This window comes from Streptococcus oralis subsp. tigurinus, assembly GCF_002096275.1.
Taxonomy (GTDB): domain Bacteria; phylum Bacillota; class Bacilli; order Lactobacillales; family Streptococcaceae; genus Streptococcus; species Streptococcus oralis_CN.
The window spans coordinates 52,228-70,189 of the sequence record NZ_NCUG01000014.1 but is presented as its reverse complement, the minus strand read 5'-3'; the positions used below and the strand labels follow the sequence as shown (position 1 = coordinate 70,189).

The 17,962-nt window shown below is 42.7% G+C and carries 18 protein-coding genes; 12 read left to right on the top strand and 6 right to left on the bottom strand.

The window, feature by feature from the left end:
• Positions 1-138 precede the first annotated feature (138 nt).
• The 9 genes from B7725_RS01745 to B7725_RS01705 all read left to right on the top strand — a co-directional run bounded on the left by B7725_RS01745 (position 139) and on the right by B7725_RS01705 (position 9,743).
• Positions 139-1,926 (top strand): glycoside hydrolase family 35 protein, encoded by a 1,788-nt coding sequence (locus tag B7725_RS01745; protein ID WP_084874284.1) that lies wholly within the window; start codon positions 139-141, stop codon positions 1,924-1,926.
• The gene (locus B7725_RS01740) at positions 1,923-2,399 is read left to right on the top strand and encodes a PTS sugar transporter subunit IIB (protein ID WP_000156965.1); all 477 of its coding nucleotides are present in this window, start codon (positions 1,923-1,925) and stop codon (positions 2,397-2,399) included. Before B7725_RS01745 ends, B7725_RS01740 begins: the two co-directional genes overlap by 4 nt.
• Positions 2,400-2,425: 26 nt before the next feature.
• The gene (locus B7725_RS01735; RefSeq protein WP_000616992.1) at positions 2,426-3,331 is read left to right on the top strand and encodes a PTS mannose/fructose/sorbose/N-acetylgalactosamine transporter subunit IIC; all 906 of its coding nucleotides are present in this window, start codon (positions 2,426-2,428) and stop codon (positions 3,329-3,331) included.
• The gene (locus tag B7725_RS01730) at positions 3,318-4,139 is read left to right on the top strand and encodes a PTS system mannose/fructose/sorbose family transporter subunit IID (RefSeq protein ID WP_000185284.1); all 822 of its coding nucleotides are present in this window, start codon (positions 3,318-3,320) and stop codon (positions 4,137-4,139) included. The genes B7725_RS01735 and B7725_RS01730 overlap by 14 nt, the downstream gene beginning before the upstream one ends.
• Positions 4,140-4,142: 3 nt before the next feature.
• Complete coding sequence (locus tag B7725_RS01725) at positions 4,143-4,547, top strand: PTS sugar transporter subunit IIA (RefSeq protein ID WP_084874283.1); 405 nt, start codon at positions 4,143-4,145, stop codon at positions 4,545-4,547.
• Positions 4,548-4,775: 228 nt separating this feature from the next.
• A complete protein-coding gene (locus B7725_RS01720) occupies positions 4,776-5,942 on the top strand; it encodes an SIS domain-containing protein (protein ID WP_084874282.1) in 1,167 nt (388 codons plus the stop codon).
• A gap of 10 nt (positions 5,943-5,952) precedes the next feature.
• A complete protein-coding gene (lacD, locus tag B7725_RS01715; RefSeq protein WP_084874306.1) occupies positions 5,953-6,948 on the top strand; it encodes a tagatose-bisphosphate aldolase in 996 nt (331 codons plus the stop codon).
• A gap of 146 nt (positions 6,949-7,094) precedes the next feature.
• Positions 7,095-8,132 (top strand): aldose epimerase family protein, encoded by a 1,038-nt coding sequence (locus B7725_RS01710; RefSeq protein ID WP_084874281.1) that lies wholly within the window; start codon positions 7,095-7,097, stop codon positions 8,130-8,132.
• A 756-nt stretch (positions 8,133-8,888) separates the two neighbouring features.
• Positions 8,889-9,743 carry a VOC family protein gene (locus tag B7725_RS01705; protein ID WP_084874280.1) on the top strand — a complete coding sequence of 285 codons (855 nt, stop codon included), beginning with the start codon at positions 8,889-8,891 and terminating at the stop codon, positions 9,741-9,743.
• Between the two features lie 112 nt (positions 9,744-9,855).
• Here the strand turns inward: B7725_RS01705 and B7725_RS01700 are convergent, their stop codons facing one another.
• From B7725_RS01700 to B7725_RS01690, 3 genes are read right to left on the bottom strand one after another with little or no spacing between them, the layout of a single operon-like run.
• Positions 9,856-11,088: a sensor histidine kinase gene (locus tag B7725_RS01700; RefSeq protein WP_084874279.1), complete on the bottom strand. Its 1,233-nt coding sequence runs from the start codon at positions 11,086-11,088 to the stop codon at positions 9,856-9,858.
• Positions 11,089-11,763 (bottom strand): response regulator transcription factor, encoded by a 675-nt coding sequence (locus B7725_RS01695; protein ID WP_084874278.1) that lies wholly within the window; start codon positions 11,761-11,763, stop codon positions 11,089-11,091.
• Between the two features lie 9 nt (positions 11,764-11,772).
• Positions 11,773-12,393, bottom strand: coding sequence for a GTP pyrophosphokinase (locus B7725_RS01690; RefSeq protein ID WP_084874277.1), 621 nt, complete (start codon positions 12,391-12,393; stop codon positions 11,773-11,775).
• 147 nt (positions 12,394-12,540) lie between these two features.
• On the opposite strand from B7725_RS01690, the gene B7725_RS01685 reads away from it, so the two are divergent.
• Complete coding sequence (locus B7725_RS01685; RefSeq protein WP_000185161.1) at positions 12,541-12,798, top strand: metal-sensitive transcriptional regulator; 258 nt, start codon at positions 12,541-12,543, stop codon at positions 12,796-12,798.
• Between the two features lie 311 nt (positions 12,799-13,109).
• On the opposite strand, the gene B7725_RS01675 is transcribed toward B7725_RS01685, so the two are convergent.
• Genes B7725_RS01675 through B7725_RS01665 form a run of 3 tightly spaced genes read right to left on the bottom strand, consistent with a single transcriptional unit; the run spans position 13,110 to position 15,380 of the window.
• A complete protein-coding gene (locus B7725_RS01675) occupies positions 13,110-13,406 on the bottom strand; it encodes a rhodanese-like domain-containing protein (protein WP_084874276.1) in 297 nt (98 codons plus the stop codon).
• Positions 13,396-15,051 (bottom strand): FAD-dependent oxidoreductase, encoded by a 1,656-nt coding sequence (locus B7725_RS01670; protein WP_084874275.1) that lies wholly within the window; start codon positions 15,049-15,051, stop codon positions 13,396-13,398. The genes B7725_RS01675 and B7725_RS01670 overlap by 11 nt, the downstream gene beginning before the upstream one ends.
• Before the next feature lie 20 nt (positions 15,052-15,071).
• Positions 15,072-15,380, bottom strand: coding sequence for a rhodanese-like domain-containing protein (locus B7725_RS01665; RefSeq protein ID WP_000468871.1), 309 nt, complete (start codon positions 15,378-15,380; stop codon positions 15,072-15,074).
• A gap of 187 nt (positions 15,381-15,567) precedes the next feature.
• Here B7725_RS01665 and B7725_RS01660 point away from each other — a divergent pair, with 187 nt between their 5' ends.
• Together B7725_RS01660 and B7725_RS01655 are read left to right on the top strand one after the other, a co-directional pair.
• Positions 15,568-16,131, top strand: a complete 564-nt coding sequence (locus B7725_RS01660) for a sugar O-acetyltransferase (RefSeq protein WP_084874274.1) — start codon at positions 15,568-15,570, stop codon at positions 16,129-16,131.
• A gap of 285 nt (positions 16,132-16,416) precedes the next feature.
• Positions 16,417-17,664, top strand: a complete 1,248-nt coding sequence (locus B7725_RS01655) for a carbohydrate-binding domain-containing protein (RefSeq protein ID WP_084874273.1) — start codon at positions 16,417-16,419, stop codon at positions 17,662-17,664.
• The last annotated feature ends 298 nt before the right edge of the window (positions 17,665-17,962 follow it).

Below are 17,962 nucleotides of genomic sequence, written 5' to 3'. Positions count from 1 at the left end.
AATTTTGGTAAATGGTAAGTAAAAAAATAGAAAAATTTTAAAGAATTTTCTAAAACCTATTGACAAATGCAAAAGATTTGATTATATTTAATATTATAATAAATGAAAGCGCAAACTTAATTCGTCAGAGGTGGTAACATGACAAGATTTAAAATTGAGGACGATTTCTATTTAGATGGGAAGCCGTTCAAGATTTTGTCTGGCGCCATTCATTATTTTAGGATTCCAGCAGAGGATTGGTATCATTCTCTCTATAACTTAAAGGCGCTTGGCTTTAATACGGTCGAGACCTATGTGGCTTGGAATTTACATGAACCCGTTGAAGGGGAATTTGATTTTGAAGGTGCCAGAAATTTGGAGAGGTTTCTTCAAATAGCACAAGATTTGGGTCTCTATGCCATTGTACGTCCGTCTCCATTTATCTGTGCTGAGTGGGAGTTCGGTGGTTTACCAGCTTGGCTCTTAACTAAGAACATGCGAATCCGTTCATCCGATCCGGCTTATGTTGAGGCAGTTGCTCGCTATTATGACCAATTATTGCCAAGGCTTGTGCCTCGTTTGTTGGAAAATGGCGGAAACATTCTCATGATGCAAGTCGAAAATGAATATGGCTCTTATGGAGAAGATAAGTCTTATCTGAGAGCGATTCGAAAATTGATGGAAGAACGAGGGATTGATTGCCCACTCTTTACTTCAGACGGTCCTTGGAGGGCTACTCTGAAAGCTGGAACCTTGATTGAAGATGATCTCTTTGTGACAGGGAACTTCGGTTCTAAGGCTCCTTACAACTTTTCACAAATGCAAGAATTCTTTGATGAGTATGGCAAAAAATGGCCCCTCATGTGTATGGAATTCTGGGATGGTTGGTTCAACCGTTGGAAAGAACCCATCATCACGCGTGATCCAAAAGAGTTGGCAGAAGCTGTTCGAGAGGTGTTAGAGCAAGGCTCCATCAACCTTTATATGTTCCATGGCGGAACAAACTTTGGTTTCATGAATGGTTGCTCGGCTCGAGGAACTCTGGATTTACCACAAGTCACATCATACGACTATGATGCCCTTCTCGATGAAGAAGGAAATCCAACTGCTAAATACCTAGCAGTCAAGAAGATGATGGCAACACACTTCCCAGAGTATCCACAGTTGGAACCACTTTACAAGGAAAGCATGGAAATGGAATCCATTCCACTAGTCGAAAAAGTTTCCTTGTTTGAAACTCTGGATAGCCTGGCAAGTCCAACTGAAAGCCTCTATCCAAAAGCGATGGAAGAACTTGGTCAAAGTTATGGCTACCTTCTTTATCGTACCGAAGCAAGTTGGGATGCAGAAGAGGAACGTCTCCGTATCATCGATGGACGTGATCGAGCTCAACTCTTTGTAGATGGTCAATGGATTGCTACTCAATACCAGACAGAGATTGGTGAAGACATCTACTGTCAGGGAAACCGAGAAGGCTGTTCAGAGATTGATATCCTGATCGAAAATATGGGGCGTGTTAACTATGGACACAAGTTCTTAGCAGATACGCAACATAAAGGAATTCGTACAGGTGTCTGCAAGGATCTACATTTCTTACTGAATTGGAAACAATATCCACTTCCACTGGATAATCCTGAGAAAATTGATTTTTCAAAAGGATGGACAGAAGGACAACCAGCCTTTTACGCTTTCGACTTTACTGTTGAAGAGCCGAAGGATACCTACTTAGACTTGTCTGAGTTTGGTAAGGGAGTTGCCTTTGTCAACGGGCGTCACCTAGGGCGTTTCTGGAATGTCGGCCCGACCCTCTCACTTTATATCCCTCATAGCTATCTCAAGGAAGGTGCTAACCGCATCATCATCTTTGAAACTGAGGGCGAATATAAAGAAGAGATCCATTTAACTCGTAAACCTACACTAAAACACATAAAGGGGGAAAACTTATGACAATTGTAGGATGCCGTATCGATGGACGTTTGATCCACGGTCAAGTAGCCAATCTTTGGGCTGGAAAACTAAATGTTTCACGCATTATGGTTGTAGACGACGAAGTTGTTAACAACGATATTGAAAAGAGTGGTTTGAAACTTGCGACACCACCAGGTGTGAAACTCAGTATCTTGCCAGTTGAGAAAGCAGCAGCCAATATCCTTGCTGGTAAATACGATAGCCAACGTCTCTTTATCGTTGCACGTAAACCAGACCGTTTCCTTGGTTTGGTCGAAGCAGGTGTTCCGCTTGAAACACTCAACGTCGGCAATATGTCTCAAACACCAGAAACTCGCTCTATCACACGTTCTATCAACGTAGTAGACAAGGATGTGGAAGATTTCCACAAACTAGCAGACAAAGGTGTGAAACTCACTGCTCAAATGGTTCCAAATGATCCAGTTTCAGACTTTTTGAGCTTATTAAAATAGGAAAAAATTTTTAGGAGGTCATTGTTATGATACAATGGTGGCAAATTTTACTTCTCACTTTGTACTCAGCTTATCAAATCTGTGATGAGTTGACAATCGTTTCATCTGCAGGTTCCCCTGTATTCGCTGGTTTTATTACTGGTTTGATCATGGGAGATGTGACAACTGGTTTGTTTATCGGTGGTAGCTTGCAGTTGTTCGTTCTCGGGGTTGGTACCTTCGGTGGTGCTTCTCGTATCGACGCAACTTCTGGTGCGGTTCTTGCAACAGCATTCTCTATCTCTCAAGGTATTGATACAGATCTTGCGATCACAACAATCGCTGTACCAGTAGCAGCACTTTTGACATACTTCGACGTTCTTGGACGTATGACAACTACTTTCTTTGCACACCGTATTGATGCTGCGATCGAACGCTTTGACTACAAAGGTATCGAACGCAACTACCTACTTGGTGCAGTACCTTGGGCTCTTTCTCGTGCCCTTCCAGTATTCTTCGCTCTTGCTTTTGGTGGCGCTTTCGTACAATCAGTAGTAGACCTTGTTAAAGAATATCAATGGATTGCAGATGGTTTGACACTTGCAGGACGTATGCTTCCAGGTCTTGGATTTGCAATCTTGCTTCGTTACCTTCCAGTTAAACGTAACCTTCACTACCTTGCAATGGGATTTGGTTTGACAGCTATGTTGACTGTTCTTTACTCATATGTAACAGGTCTTGGTGGAGCTGTTGCGGGTATCCTTGGTACTCTTCCTGCTGATGTTGCTGAAAAGATTGGCTTTGCTAATAACTTCAAAGGTTTGTCTATGATCGGTGTTTCTATCGTAGGTATCTTCCTTGCAGTTGTTCACTTTAAGAACAGCCAAAAAGTAGCTGTAGCAGCACCTTCTACACCATCAGAAAGTGGGGAAATCGAAGATGACGAATTCTAATTACAAACTTACAAAAGAAGATTTTAATCAAATCAACAAACGTAGCTTGTTTACTTTCCAATTAGGTTGGAACTACGAACGTATGCAAGCTTCTGGTTACCTTTACATGATCTTGCCTCAATTGCGTAAAATGTATGGGGATGGAACTCCTGAATTGAAAGAAATGATGAAAGTTCATACTCAATTCTTCAATACTTCTCCATTCTTCCACACAATTATCGCTGGTTTTGACCTTGCCATGGAAGAAAAAGATGGTGTAGGTTCAAAAGATGCCGTTAACGGTATCAAGACAGGTTTGATGGGACCATTCGCTCCTCTTGGAGACACAATCTTTGGTTCACTTGTACCTGCTATCATGGGATCTATCGCAGCAACTATGGCTATCGCTGGCCAACCATGGGGTATCTTCCTTTGGATCGCAGTTGCAGTTGCTTATGACATCTTCCGTTGGAAACAATTGGAATTTGCATATAAAGAAGGGGTTAACCTTATCAACAACATGCAAAGTACCTTGACAGCTTTGATTGACGCTGCATCTGTACTTGGTGTCTTCATGATGGGTGCTCTTGTAGCAACAATGATCAACTTTGACATTTCTTACAAATTGCCAATCGGTGAAAAGATGATTGACTTCCAAGACATCTTGAACTCAATCTTCCCACGCTTGCTTCCAGCAATCTTTACTGCCTTTATCTTCTGGTTGCTTGGTAAGAAAGGTATGAACTCTACTAAAGCGATCGGTATCATTATCGTTCTTGCAGTAGGTCTTTCATTCATCGGTAAATTCTTGCTTGGAATGGGCGCATAATTTATGGTGAAATCGTTAATTTTGGTGAGTCATGGTCGTTTCTGTGAAGAACTGAAAGGTAGCACAGAAATGATCATGGGTCCACAGGACAACATTCATGCAGTGGCTCTTCTTCCAGAAGATGGTCCAGAAGACTTTACTGCAAAATTTGAAGCTGCTATCGAAGGATTGGATGATTTCCTAGTCTTTGCGGATCTTCTCGGTGGTACGCCATGTAACGTGGTGAGCCGCTTGATTATGGAAGGTCGCGACATTGAACTCTACGCAGGGATGAATCTTCCGATGGTGATTGAATTTATCAATGCGAGCCTTACAGGTGCAGATGCGGATTATAAGAGCCGTGCTGCAGAAAGCATTGTAAAAGTCAATGATTTATTAGCAGGATTCGATGATGACGAAGATGAATAAGATGTGACAACGTAAAAATCACAGGGAAAATAGGCGATAGGAGGATGGAGCGATGCTCCGACGATAATCGGTCTTTTTCCCCAAGATTTTAGTTGGAACTCAATTCAATAAGATGTGACAACGGCTAAACCGTTAGAACAGCTTGTATAGAATATACATGGGAATGGGAGTCACTCCCATTCCCATATTTTCAATAGGAATGAAACAACAATAGATTAGAGGAACTCTATGCTAAATTACACAAAAGAAGAATTACTTGAACTGGGTGCAGAAATCACGACACGTGAAATCTACCAACAGCCTGATGTATGGAAAGAGGCTTTTGAAGCTTATCAAGCGAAACGTGAAGAAATTGCAGCCTTTCTGCAAGGTATCGCTGATAAACATGACTATATCAAGGTCATCTTGACGGGTGCTGGTACTTCTGCTTATGTGGGAGATACCTTGGTCCCATACTTTAAGGAAGTCTATGATGAACGCAAATGGAACTTCAATGCCATTGCGACAACTGATATTGTTGCCAATCCAGAAACTTATTTGAAAAGAGATGTGGCGACTGTTCTTGTTTCTTTTGCTCGTAGTGGGAACTCACCTGAAAGTGTGGCGACGGTTGATTTGGCCAAAGCCTTGGTTGATGACCTCTATCAAGTGACCATTACATGTGCTGCAGAAGGAAAATTGGCTCTTCAAGCTCATGGCGATGACCGCAATCTCTTGCTCTTGCAACCAGCTGCTTCTAATGACGCTGGATTTGCCATGACTTCTAGCTTTACGTCTATGATGTTGACAGCTCTCTTAGTCTTTGATCCTACAGAATTTGCTGTGAAAGCTAAACGTTTTGAAGTTGTGACTAGCCTTGCGCGTAAAGTTCTAGACAAGGCAGCAGATGTCAAAGAGCTTGTTGACCTCGACTTTAACCGTGTCATCTATCTAGGCGCTGGTCCTTTCTTTGGACTTGCTCATGAAGCTCAGCTCAAGATTTTGGAATTAACAGCTGGTCAAGTTGCGACTATGTATGAAAGCCCAGTCGGCTTCCGTCACGGTCCAAAATCACTGATTAACGAAGATACAGTTGTTTTGGTCTTTGGTACAACGACAGACTACACTCGCAAGTACGACTTGGACTTGGTTCGTGAAGTTGCTGGTGACCAGATTGCTCGTCGTGTTGTGCTCTTGAGTGATCAAGCCTTTGGTCTTGAAAATGTCAAAGAAGTAGCCCTTGGTTGTGGCGGTGTCTTGAACGATATTTACCGTGTCTTCCCCTACATCGTTTATGCCCAACTCTTTGCCCTTTTGACTTCACTCAAAGTAGAAAATAAACCAGATACACCATCTCCTACAGGTACCGTAAACCGTGTGGTACAAGGTGTGATCATTCATGACTATCAAAAATAAGGAAGTGTCTATGAGTAAATTACAATTAAGTCACAATAAAGTAGCCTGCCTACAAAAACTTTCAGATGAAAATGGAATCATCTCAGCTCTTGCCTTTGACCAACGTGGCGCTTTGAAACGCCTCATGGCTCAATACCAAACAGAAGAGCCAACAGTGGCTCAAATGGAAGAACTTAAAGTATTGGTTGCAGATGAATTGACAAAATACGCATCCTCTATGCTTCTCGACCCTGAGTATGGACTTCCAGCTACAAAAGCTCTTGCACCAAATGCTGGTCTCCTCCTTGCTTATGAAAAAACTGGCTACGACACAACAAGTACCAAACGCTTGCCTGACTGTTTGGATGTTTGGTCTGCCAAACGCATCAAAGAACAAGGCGCTGATGCTGTCAAATTCTTGCTTTACTATGACGTAGACAGCGCTGACGAACTCAACCAAGAAAAACAAGCCTACATCGAACGCATCGGTTCAGAGTGTGTGGCAGAAGACATTCCATTCTTCCTTGAAATCCTCGCTTACGATGAAAAAATCGCTGATGCAGGTTCTGCAGAATATGCCAAAGTGAAACCACACAAGGTTATCGGTGCCATGAAGGTCTTCTCAGACCCACGCTTCAACATCGATATCTTGAAAGTAGAAGTTCCAGTCAACGTCAAATACGTTGAAGGCTTTGGTGATGGTGAAATCGTTCATACTCGTGAAGAAGCAGCAGCCTTCTTCAAAGCACAAGATGAAGCGACTAACTTGCCATATATCTACTTGAGTGCGGGTGTATCAGCCAAACTCTTCCAAGAAACACTTGTCTTTGCCCACGAATCAGGCGCAAACTTCAACGGTGTTCTTTGCGGCCGTGCAACTTGGGCTGGATCAGTTGAAGCCTACATCAAAGACGGTGAAGCAGCAGCTCGTGAATGGCTACGCACAACCGGATTTGAGAACATTGACGAACTCAACAAGGTTCTTCAAACAACAGCGACTTCATGGACTGAACGTGTAGAAGCATAAAATAAGAATAGAAGAATTCCCTTTTGTTAAGAAAATACTTAAGGTTTTCTGACAAAGGATTCTGAAAATAGGAACTACAACCATAGATGGTAAATACACTCTCTATGGTTTGTTTACTTAAGAGAAATGGATCAAAGGAGAGAAGAATGAGAGCATACACAGAGCGTGTATTTGGAAATCATGAGGGCAAGGATGTCTTGGCCTATCGCTTTGAGACTGATGGTGGTTACCAGCTTGAAGTTATGACTTATGGTGCGACCATTTTGCGCTATGTAACCCCTGACAAGGCAGGAAATTTTGCCAATGTGATTTTGGGTTTTGATGATTTTGCTAGCTATGTAGGCAATAGTCCCAAGCATGGAGCAAGTGTAGGTCCTGTAGCAGGCCGTATTGCAGGTGCGACATTTGAGCTCAACGGCAAGACCTATGACCTTGAAGTCAACAACGCTAGCAACTGTAACCACAGTGGTTCAACAGGTTGGGATGCGAGCTTGTTTGAATTGGTCGAGGTGAGCGACCATGGCTTGACCCTCTACACAGAGCGTACAGACGGGACAGGAGGATTCTCTGGTAATCTCAAGATCTGGATTAGCTACCACTTGGAAGAAACTGGTGCCTACGAAATCAGCTATAAGGTGACGACCGATCAGGATACGCTTGTCAATCCAACTAATCATAGCTATTTCAACTTATCTGGTGATTTCACGCAGACAGTTGACCGCCATGTCTTTCAACTAAATACGGAGGGCATTTACCCAATCGCTCCAGACGGTGTTCCAGCTAAGACTCCAGATGCTGATCGTGATGTAGTGAAACACATCTACAATGGTGCTTTGCTCAAGGATATCTTTGCAGAGGATGATGAGCAAATCCAGCTGGTATCTGGTTTGGATCATCCATTTGCTCTTCCTGCAGGTCATGACAATGCTGGTTTCCTTTATGACCAAAACTCAGGTCGCTTCCTACTTTTCAAGACAGAGGCCCCTTGCTTTGTGGTCTACACAGCAAACTTTGTGGATGAGAGTGTGCTCATCGGAGGACAGCCAATGGTGCAACACAATGGGATTGCCCTTGAAGCGCAAGCTTTACCAGATGCTATTCACAGTGATCTCAAAGACCAAGTCATTCTCAAAGCAGGGCAAACTTTTACAAGTAAGACGCGTTATGAGCTTGTTGTGAAATAAAAAGAATTAGATTTTTCTATCTGATGTGTTAGAAAAATAAATGCTTCTTCGGTAGATAGACATTATATTACAATTACATATACATTTAGTTAGTAATTATATTAACAATTAGAACAATCTTCCTTAATTTATTGTTTTGTGCTATAATATTTATACCTGAATAAAGTAATTAGTAATGTAGGTTCGAATCCTACCCCCATCATTCGCTCTAATTACTAATGGCATTGTTATGATTACTTCTATTTTATACCAAAAAGTTATTGAATATCTCTTTTGGGAAAATCAATCAATTAGAAATAAGGTGATATACTTGACATTATTTTCAGGTCTTCTACTAATTTCATCTAGTCAAATCGGTGGGGTCGCCAACTAGGAAAGCGAAGAGGCGCTAGATAAATATAATGTAGAAACAAAGGCCGTAAATAAAACGGCCTTTTATTGCTAGTTGTTAAATGTATGTTGTTTTATAATAGTTTTTAGTATTGAAAATGTAAATTTTCGTAATCTATTAAAAATCATTTGGAGTAGAAAATTTCTAAATGATGATATAAAAATACTCTAAAGTTAAGGGGGAGATCCTTTTTGAGGGTATCTTCTTCCGTCTTTTTCTTCGTAATCAAAAATCTAAAATTTTTTGAAATCTTAGATTTATAAGGAGCTGGTTTCCAGCTCTTTTGAGTTGTCTTCGTTGACATTTTATTTCAACAGTGTATAATTGATGTAATATATGAAGTTACAACAAAAAGGAGACACCCTATGACTTATGCTTACAAAAGCCACATTTACCTAGCAGAGGCGGTTTTAAATGTCAAGGATGTGACGAGTCAAACGGCTTTTTATAACCAGATTATTGGCTTAGAGATTTTATCTCAAACAGAGACAGAAGCGATCTTGGGACTTGGTAGAAAAGCCTTGGTCCATTTGATTCAGGCAGAAAAAGCTGGGGAAGTAAGGGAGCATTATGGGCTTTACCACCTGGCGATATTATTACCGACACGAAAAGCCTTGGCAGATGTCCTGAAACACTTAAGTGATTTGCGCATTCCTCTGGTCGGAGGAGCGGATCATGGATACAGTGAGGCCCTTTATCTGGAAGATTTGGAAGGAAATGGCATTGAACTCTACCGTGATAAGCCAGTTTCTTCATGGGATATTCGAGAAGACGGTCGCATTATCGGTGTGACCGAAGCCCTTGCGGCACAGGACATCTATGAGTTAGGGGAAAAGGTGGATCCCTTTATCCTAGCTGAAGGGACGAGAATGGGGCATATCCACCTATCAGTGAAGGATAGTCACGCGGCGAGTCAGTTTTATCAAAAGGTGTTGGGGCTAGAGGATAAATTTACTATTCCTAGTGCTAGTTGGATAGCGGCTGGTCAGTACCATCACCACCTGGCTGTCAATGAATGGGCTGGAAAAGGTCTGGCTCCGCGTGAGCAAGGCTTGCCAGGCTTGGCCTACTACGTCCTTGAGGTCGAAAGCAAGGAGGAACTCCTAGCCATCGTTAAGCAAGCACAGGAGCTAGAAGCACCGATCAAGTGGTTAAATTTGAGTGAGTTGGATCTTGTAGACCCAGACGGCATTGTGACCCGCATTCGCTTGGAACGATGAGATGTGAAAAACACATCGTAGACATAGAAAAAGGCGGACAAGCTCGTATTCTGTTTTTAGAATGCGGACTTGTTCGCTTTTTATGAAATGATAAAGAGTAAAAGAGCTATAGCTATAACCAGACTGTAAAGGTAATCACCTGTTTTTTGTAGGTGACAAATATTTTACCTCTAAATAGGCTGACAAGATGCTGAGCCATAGAGAGACCAATTCCGTGTCCAGATATGGTTTGGTTGTTGTGAGAGGTCTCTGCACGATAAAAGCGATCAAAGAAACGCTTAATATTAACTGCTTGTCCATCCTTATAATCATTAGAAATAGTGATGCAAGTTCGTTTGCGTAGTAGGTAATTTTTGCGTTGGAGCGTCAAGCGAATCGCTCCAGCGGGATCGCAGTATTTTCGGGCATTGTCAAGAAGGATGCTAAGAAGCTCATAAAATTCTTCTTGGGCTACTTTTTCTACAACGTCTGCTTCAATAGAACTTTCAAATTTTTTATCTTCTTTGGTAAAGAGAGGAGCAAAATCTGAGGCAACCTTTTCAGCGATAACGGAGATATTTTGAGGAGTTAGTTTGATATCCTCTTGCTCCTCGAGCCGAGCAAGTCGGATGAGTCTTCCAATCAGGTGGTTGAGTCGTTCCGTCTGTTCTTTAGTGCTAATACTCCACTCAGTCTCTCCCTCCATTAACTCCTGTAGTTCGGTATTGGCCGAAATGATGGCTAGAGGCGTTTTGAGTTCGTGCCCTGCATTGGTGATAAACATCCGTTGTTTTTCATAGTTTTTGATAAAAGGACGAATGACAATCCCTGAAATCAAGGTGAAGAGCAGTATGAGGAGGAGTAAGCTAGCCAAGGCCAGCCAGATAGAGACCTGAAGTAAGGTATCTCGTTCTCGGATATAGTTAGTCGTCTCAAAGAAGACCAGTAGTTTCCCAGTCGTAGATTGGCTCACTTGGTAGGTAAAATAGCGTCCCTTATGAGTAATAGAACCATAAGTTTCTTGCTTTTTGAGGATGTTTGGGAGAAAACTTTTGACTTCAGCCTCAGTTAAGGACTGGACATTTGTAAGGGAGATGGCGTAGTCATTTTCCTTTTCTCTGACGGAGAAGTATTGAAAATTATAGACAATCCCTTCTTGGATATTTTTCTCAGTCAGACTTTCCTTGATTTCGTCTGTAATAGGAAGTTCGCCCTCATTCTTGGTTAAGATAGAGAGGACGGTGTGTATGTTACCCTCCGTCTGAGTGTAGACGATACTATTCATCAAGACTAGAAAGAAGGTTAGAATCAGAGCAATGGCAAGAGTGGCCGTTGCGATAAATTTGATACGAAGTTTTCGAAACATCTAGTCACCTCCTGTCAATTGGAAGGGTCCTTCTGCAGCCCCAAGTATTTGTAAGCTAGACTGGACACTTTGGAGTTTTTGGCGTAGGTAGGAGATATAGAGAAAGACGAGCTCGTGATCCTGTTCTTCCAGCTCATCTGGCCAGACCTGCTCTAATAGTTGTTGACAACTGAGGGGTTGGTTAGCGTACTGGATGAGAAGAGTCAAGAGTTGGGTTTCCTTTTTCCCTAAACGAATGCTGTTTGTAGCAGCTAATTCTTGTTCGTCAATATCCAAGCGAGTATTTCCTAATTGGACTGTATCCGGGGTATAGTCTTTCAGGCGGCGTGCAGTAGAACGGAGTCTGGCCAGAAGTTCCTTGAGCGAGAAAGGTTTGGTCAAGTAGTCGTCAGCACCTGCATCAAGTCCAGTTACGCGGTCATCCACTTCGGCCATGGCTGTCAACATGATGACGTGAGTCGTATTGCCTGCCTGGCGAATTTCTTTGAGGGCTTCGATTCCAGTTTTAATTGGCATCATGATGTCAAAAATCATGAGGTGATAGTGGTTAGATTTAGCCTTTTCGACAGCGTCTTGTCCGTTAAAAACAGAATCAACGCTGTAGCCTTCGCGTTCTAACGCAACAGTGATAACACGGTTTAGTTGGGTTTCATCTTCGGCAAGTAGGATTTTCATAGGTTCTCCTTAGTCTTGATCAGAGCGCTGAATCAAATCACGGATGGTCTGCATGGTCAAGTCACAAGAAGCAAGCTCATCGGCACAACGTTTGAGCTCGCGCGTGATTCGCTCAGGATTTTGGATGTTTTTCTTGTATTTCATCTGGTGTTCGAGGCTAGCCCAGGAGTCCATGGCAATTGTGCGCAGTTGAATCTCGATAAAATAGGTACCCTGGTCATTTCCCAGACAGTCTGGGTAGGGAGTGGTTACCTCTAGAATCAGATGATAGGAACGGTAGCCGTTGGGTTTGACCTGACGGATATAGTCTTTCTCTTTGAAAATATGGATGCTTGGCATCTGGCGAATATACTCTACGATGCGATAGATATCATCTGTAAAGCCTGTGATGATTCGAACGCCAATAGCATCTCGTATTTCTTTAAGAGCGGATTGACTTGTCTGAGGAAGGCCCTTGCGTTGGCATTTTTCACGCATACTTTTTTCTGTTTTGATGCGTGCATGCAAATGCTCATATAGTTTGAGGTTGGTTTCTTTTTTGTAATTGGCTGCGGCCTCTTCTATGTCTTGAATAAAGGTTTGCAAGATGGTGGGTAAATAGGTCTCACAGCTACCATAGATAGAATTCATAAGCACGTCCATTCTGAACAGTTTTTTACTATTATATCATGAAAACACCGATATGAGATAAGTTCCTACAAAGACAGATGGGATGAGAATTTTGACAAAGCCCCTTATTCGAGATATAATGAAGAAAAATCGAGCAAGGAAAAAGAAATGACAAACTCAAAGTATATAACACGCTTGAAACGTTCAGAGGGCCAGTTGCGTGGGATTCAAAAGATGATAGAAGAAGATCGTGACTGCGCTGATATTGTGACGCAGTTGACAGCAGTAAAATCGAGTGTTGAGCGCGTGATTGAGATGATGATTACGGAAAATCTCACCGCCTGCATCAACCAACCACTAGATGACCCCGAGGCTCAAAAAGAACGCCTAGAAAAGGCCATCCGATACTTGATTAAACGGAAATGAACTAATTTTTTGAGACGATAGTTGCAAAGGCATATCTAACTATTAATAGAATAGTTTAATTTGAATCAAAAGAGGCTGGAAAAAGTCTTTAAAATTAAAAAAACGCATACTATCAGGTGTTGAAAAACCTTGATAGTATGCGTTTTATTGTGGGGAGATTTATACTCTTCGAAAATCTCTTCAAACCACGTCAGCTTCACCTTGCCGTACTCAAGTACAGCCTGCAGCTAGCTTCCTAGTTTGCACTTTGATTTTCATTGAGTATTACTTCATTTTCTCCCGAAATTGAGTTGTTGCTCAGCTTCTTTTGCTTATTCTACTTGCCCAGGCCAAGCATTCATACCACCTTCTACGTTGATAACGGTGAGGCCTTGGGCGCTGAGAAATTGACAGGCAGAGGCAGAACGCACTCCACCTTGACAGATAACATGGTATGCATGGTCAGGTTTGAGTTCTTTGTAGCCTTGCTCCAAGGTACTTAACGGAAGATTTTTGGCACCTGGTGCATGTCCTGCTTGGAATTCATGTACTTCACGTACATCGATAAGATTTAGATTTTCATGTTGATATTTTTCATAAAAGTCAGCCATACTGATACTAGTTTCCATATTCGACTCCTTCTGGTTTAGCCATTTTGTATAGTGAATAAGCGCCGTCAAGGTTTTGGACGGTAAATCCTGCTTGTTTGAGGATACGCTCTGCGATATAGCTGCGCAAACCACTATGGCAGCTAACGATGTAGGCTTGATTCTTGTCCAGTTCGTCCAAGCGTTCCCGTAGTTCGTTTAGGGGGATGTGGATGGTGTCGACTTTGAGTCTACCGCTCTGGAATTCGCCACTTGTCCGTACATCTAGGAATTTCTTTCCCTTGTCCAGTTCGTCTTCGAGCTGGTACCATTGGATATTGTCGCTTAAACCTTCGATTAGGTTCAAGGCCGCGTAGCCCAGCATATTGACGGGATCCTTGGCAGAACCAAATGGTGGCGCATAGGTGAACTCTAACTCTGGTAAGTCAAAGACGGTGAGATTTCCCTTGATAGCAGTTGCTAGGATATCGATTCGTTTGTCAACACCTTTCTTCCCAACTCCTTGGGCACCATAGATTTTTCCAGTGGTTGGGTCAAAGAGGAGCTTCAAGGTCATATCAGTAGCGCCAGGATAATAACCAGCGTGGTCTTTACCGCTGACATGAAGTACCTTGTAAGGAAGTTGATTCATGCGAAGGATACGCTCGCTGAGACCAGTCGAAGCAGCTGTCATATCAAAGGCACGAACGATAGCAGTGCCGATACTGCCCTTGTTTGTACGACCGAGTCCTGCGATGACGTCCGCCACTTGGCGTCCCTGACGATTGGCAGGAGAAGCGAGAGAGATGAGAGCGTCTTGGCCCGTAATCTCTTGCTTGACGACGATGGCATCCCCAACTGCAAAAATATCTTTTTGACTGGTTTCATAATGCTCATCGACCAGGATCCCACCACGAAGTCCCAGTTTAATCCCCGCAGCTTTAGCCAGTCCGTTTTCAGGTTCAACACCGACAGAAAGGATAGTGAGGTCAGAAGTGATCTTTTGACCGTTTTCAAGAACGATGACTTTTCCTTGGTCTTCAAATCGAGTCGCAGACTGAGAAGTGATAACGCGAACACCGTTTGCCAGCAATTCTGCTTGGACAAAGGCTGCCATTTCGTGATCTAATGGTGGCAAGACATGGGGTGCTTTCTCAACGATAGTAACTTGCAATCCACGTTTCGCCAGATTTTCAGCCATTTCAAGCCCGATAAAGCCTGCACCTATAACGACAGCTTCTTTTGGATGATTGTCCAAGGCCACCATAATTTCATCAAGATCGGGAACATTGCGAAGCGTGTAGGCATTCTTAGCTTCTGCCAACCCTTCAATGGTAGGAACAAATGGTTTAGCTCCTGGGGAGAGGATCAGCTTGTCGTAGCTTTCTGTGAATTCCTGTCCATCATGGCGTACGGTCACAGTGTGCTCTGCTGGCGAAATGCTGATGACCTCATGGAAAGGACGAACATCCAGATTAAAGCGTGCTTTGAGACTTTCAGGAGTTTGGACCAATAAACTATCACGGTTTGCAATCTCTCCTGAAACATAGTAAGGAAGTCCGCAGTTTGCAAAGGAAACAAAGGGACCTTTTTCAAAAATAGTGATTTCAGCGTCTTCCATGAGACGTCTGAGGCGGGTTGCTGCTGACATACCGCCTGCAACTCCCCCGACAATGATAATTTTCATTGATTTTCTCCTTTACGCTTCTAGATGACTTTACCTGTCCAAGCGCTCATACCGCCTCGGACATTGATGACATCGTAGCCTTTTTTCTTTAACTTCTTCGCAGCTAGTTTGCTTCGCACACCAGAATGACAAATGACATAGAGTGTTTCTTTTGTCGCTGGTGTATAAGATCCGATTTCGGTTAGAGGGACATTCTTGGCATTTTTGATATGACCTCTACGGAATTCCATAGGCGTCCGAACATCCAGTAGCTGAATCGGTTCTCTGAGTTTAGCTTCTAACTCGCTGGTAGAAATACTATCAATTTTTGTAAATAATAAGTGAAACATAGGAACCTCCAAATATACCCTTATGGGGTATATTAAACCATGAAGTCAAGCTTTTGTCAAGTAAGTTGTTTTGAATTGGGATGGGGAATGGTTTCGAGAGTCTAGAAAGAAGTCCTAGACCGGCTTATTCTTGCCCTTTCAAAGTCTTTTTGATATGATGGGTCCAAAGTAAGTATGAGGTGATAAGATGGCCAGCGAATACCAGAAAATGATAGCAGGGGAGCCTTACCGTCCGTCGGACCCAGAATTACGGGCCTTGGCTCAGGCTTCTCGCCAAAAACAGGCTGCCTTTAACCGGGAAGAAGATCCCTTGAAGGGAGCGGATATTATCAAGACTTGGTTTGGTTCAACTGGACAAAATCTCTATGTCAATCCACATCTGGTGGTCGATTATGGGGTCAATATCCATCTAGGGGAAAATTTTTATTCTAATTGGGACTTGACCATGCTGGATGTTTGTCCGATTCGCATCGGGAACAACGCCATGATTGGTCCCAACTGTCAGTTTTTAACCCCACTCCATCCACTGGATCCGGATGAACGTAATTCAGGGGTCGAATACGGTAAGCCCATCACTATCGGAGATAATTTCTGGGCTGGAGGTGGCGTCATTGTCCTTCCTGGAGTGACACTGGGAAATAATGTCGTTGCAGGAGCAGGGGCCGTGATTACCAAGTCTTTTGGAGACAATGTTGTCCTAGCTGGGAATCCTGCGCGTGTCATCAAGGAAATTCCAGTAAAAGAAAACTAAAAAGAACAGCCCAGGCTGTTCTTTTTATGAGCTTTAATCTTATAAATTTTTCTTCTTTTTGGCTTTCTTGGTCAAGGAGACATCGCACTGAGGGATGTTGGTTTTAAAAACCTATTAAAGGTAGTCTAGAGTTCAAAAATTGTTTTTAGCAGTCCTTTCTAAAAAATTACTAGGCGAAATCTAATCCAAACTAAATTTAAGGAAACTTTCAGAAAAGTTTTAGTTTCGTTTCAGGAATCTTCTGTAGACTGTCTAGCTATATCATACGAAGGAGAGGAAAAAGATATGAAATCAAAAAAATGGCCCCTACTCGCAACGAGTTTAACGGCAATGGTGCTGATGACAGCATGTGCCCAGTCAACAACTACATCCAATACCAATGCAAAGACAAATAGTGCAACAACAACTTCAACAAAGACAAACCAATCATTCTATTTTACAGAGAAGGACAATGATACTTCTTATGATGAAAGCACAGCTTCTAAGATTGAGTTATCTGGCTCATCAGCAAACGTCTCTGGAGATGGGGTGACAGTTTCTGAATCAACAGTGATCATCACAAAATCTGGAACCTATGTAATTTCAGGTCAGTCTGACGGAGTGCAGATCAAGGTCGAGGCAGATAAGTCTGCAGATGTTCATCTAGTCCTAAAAGGTGCGACCATGACCAATACCAATGCAGCGATTTCTGCGACATCAGCTGGCCATGTCTACTTGACTCTAGTAGAGGGAACCACCAACAGTCTCTCTGACTCAAGCTCTAACAGCGACGAAAAAGCAGACGCAACTCTCTTTTCTAAGGTGGATTTGACCATAAACGGGAAAGGAACTCTCAATGTAGATGGCAGGAAAAACAATGGTATCAAGGCTAACGACACCCTCCACATCATGGGTGGAACCTATAACATCACAGCAGTTGGCGATGCCTTCAATGTCAATGATGAACTCAACATCACTGGTACGACCATGACTATCGACGCCAAAGAAGATGGGGTCAAGGTCGACAATGATGACGATATGACTGTCGGCAATATGTATTTGGCTAACAATACCATAACAGTCACAGCAGGAGATGATGGAATTCACGCTTCTGGTAACCTAGTGATTGATAGCGGTACCTATACCGTCAAGAATTCAACAGAAGGGATAGAAGGAAAATCCATCACCATAAACGACGGCGATATCAATGTCTATGCGACAGATGATGGAGTCAATGCAGCTAATAAAAATGCCCAACAGAGTGAAATCTTCTTCACTATGAACGGTGGGAACCTGACAGTAGAAGTCGGCCAAGGGGACACAGACCCAATCGACTCAAACGGGGATATCACGGTTACAGGTGGAACCATTAAAATGATTGGTCAAACAGGTTTTGACTTTGATGGAACAGCGACCTACACAGGCGGTGATATCTATCTCAACGGTGAAAAACAAACGGAAATCGTCAACTCTATGCCTGGAGGCGGTGGACCAAATGGAGGCCCTCAAGGCAATGGTGGTCCTGGCGGTCCAGCCCCAGATAAACGAGGATAAACAAAAAAAGGATAGTATTCAATTAGAATGGCTATCTTTTTATATGTGTGATAGATTGATATGTTACGAGTGGTTTTATAATCCTAGCTTTCAAAGGCTAAATTGTTCAGTTGCCCATTTTATTTAGTCCTTGGTTGAAGGCGAAGAAGTTTCCCAAAGTCAATCCATCCACGTAAGCGGCTTGTAGGTTACGACCCTTGACCGAATTCTTAGAAATGTCATGCCACATTTGATCTGATTCTGCTAGACGGTCAGCGTAGAGTTCGAGGATTTTTTGACTTCCGAGGGCTAATTTGGT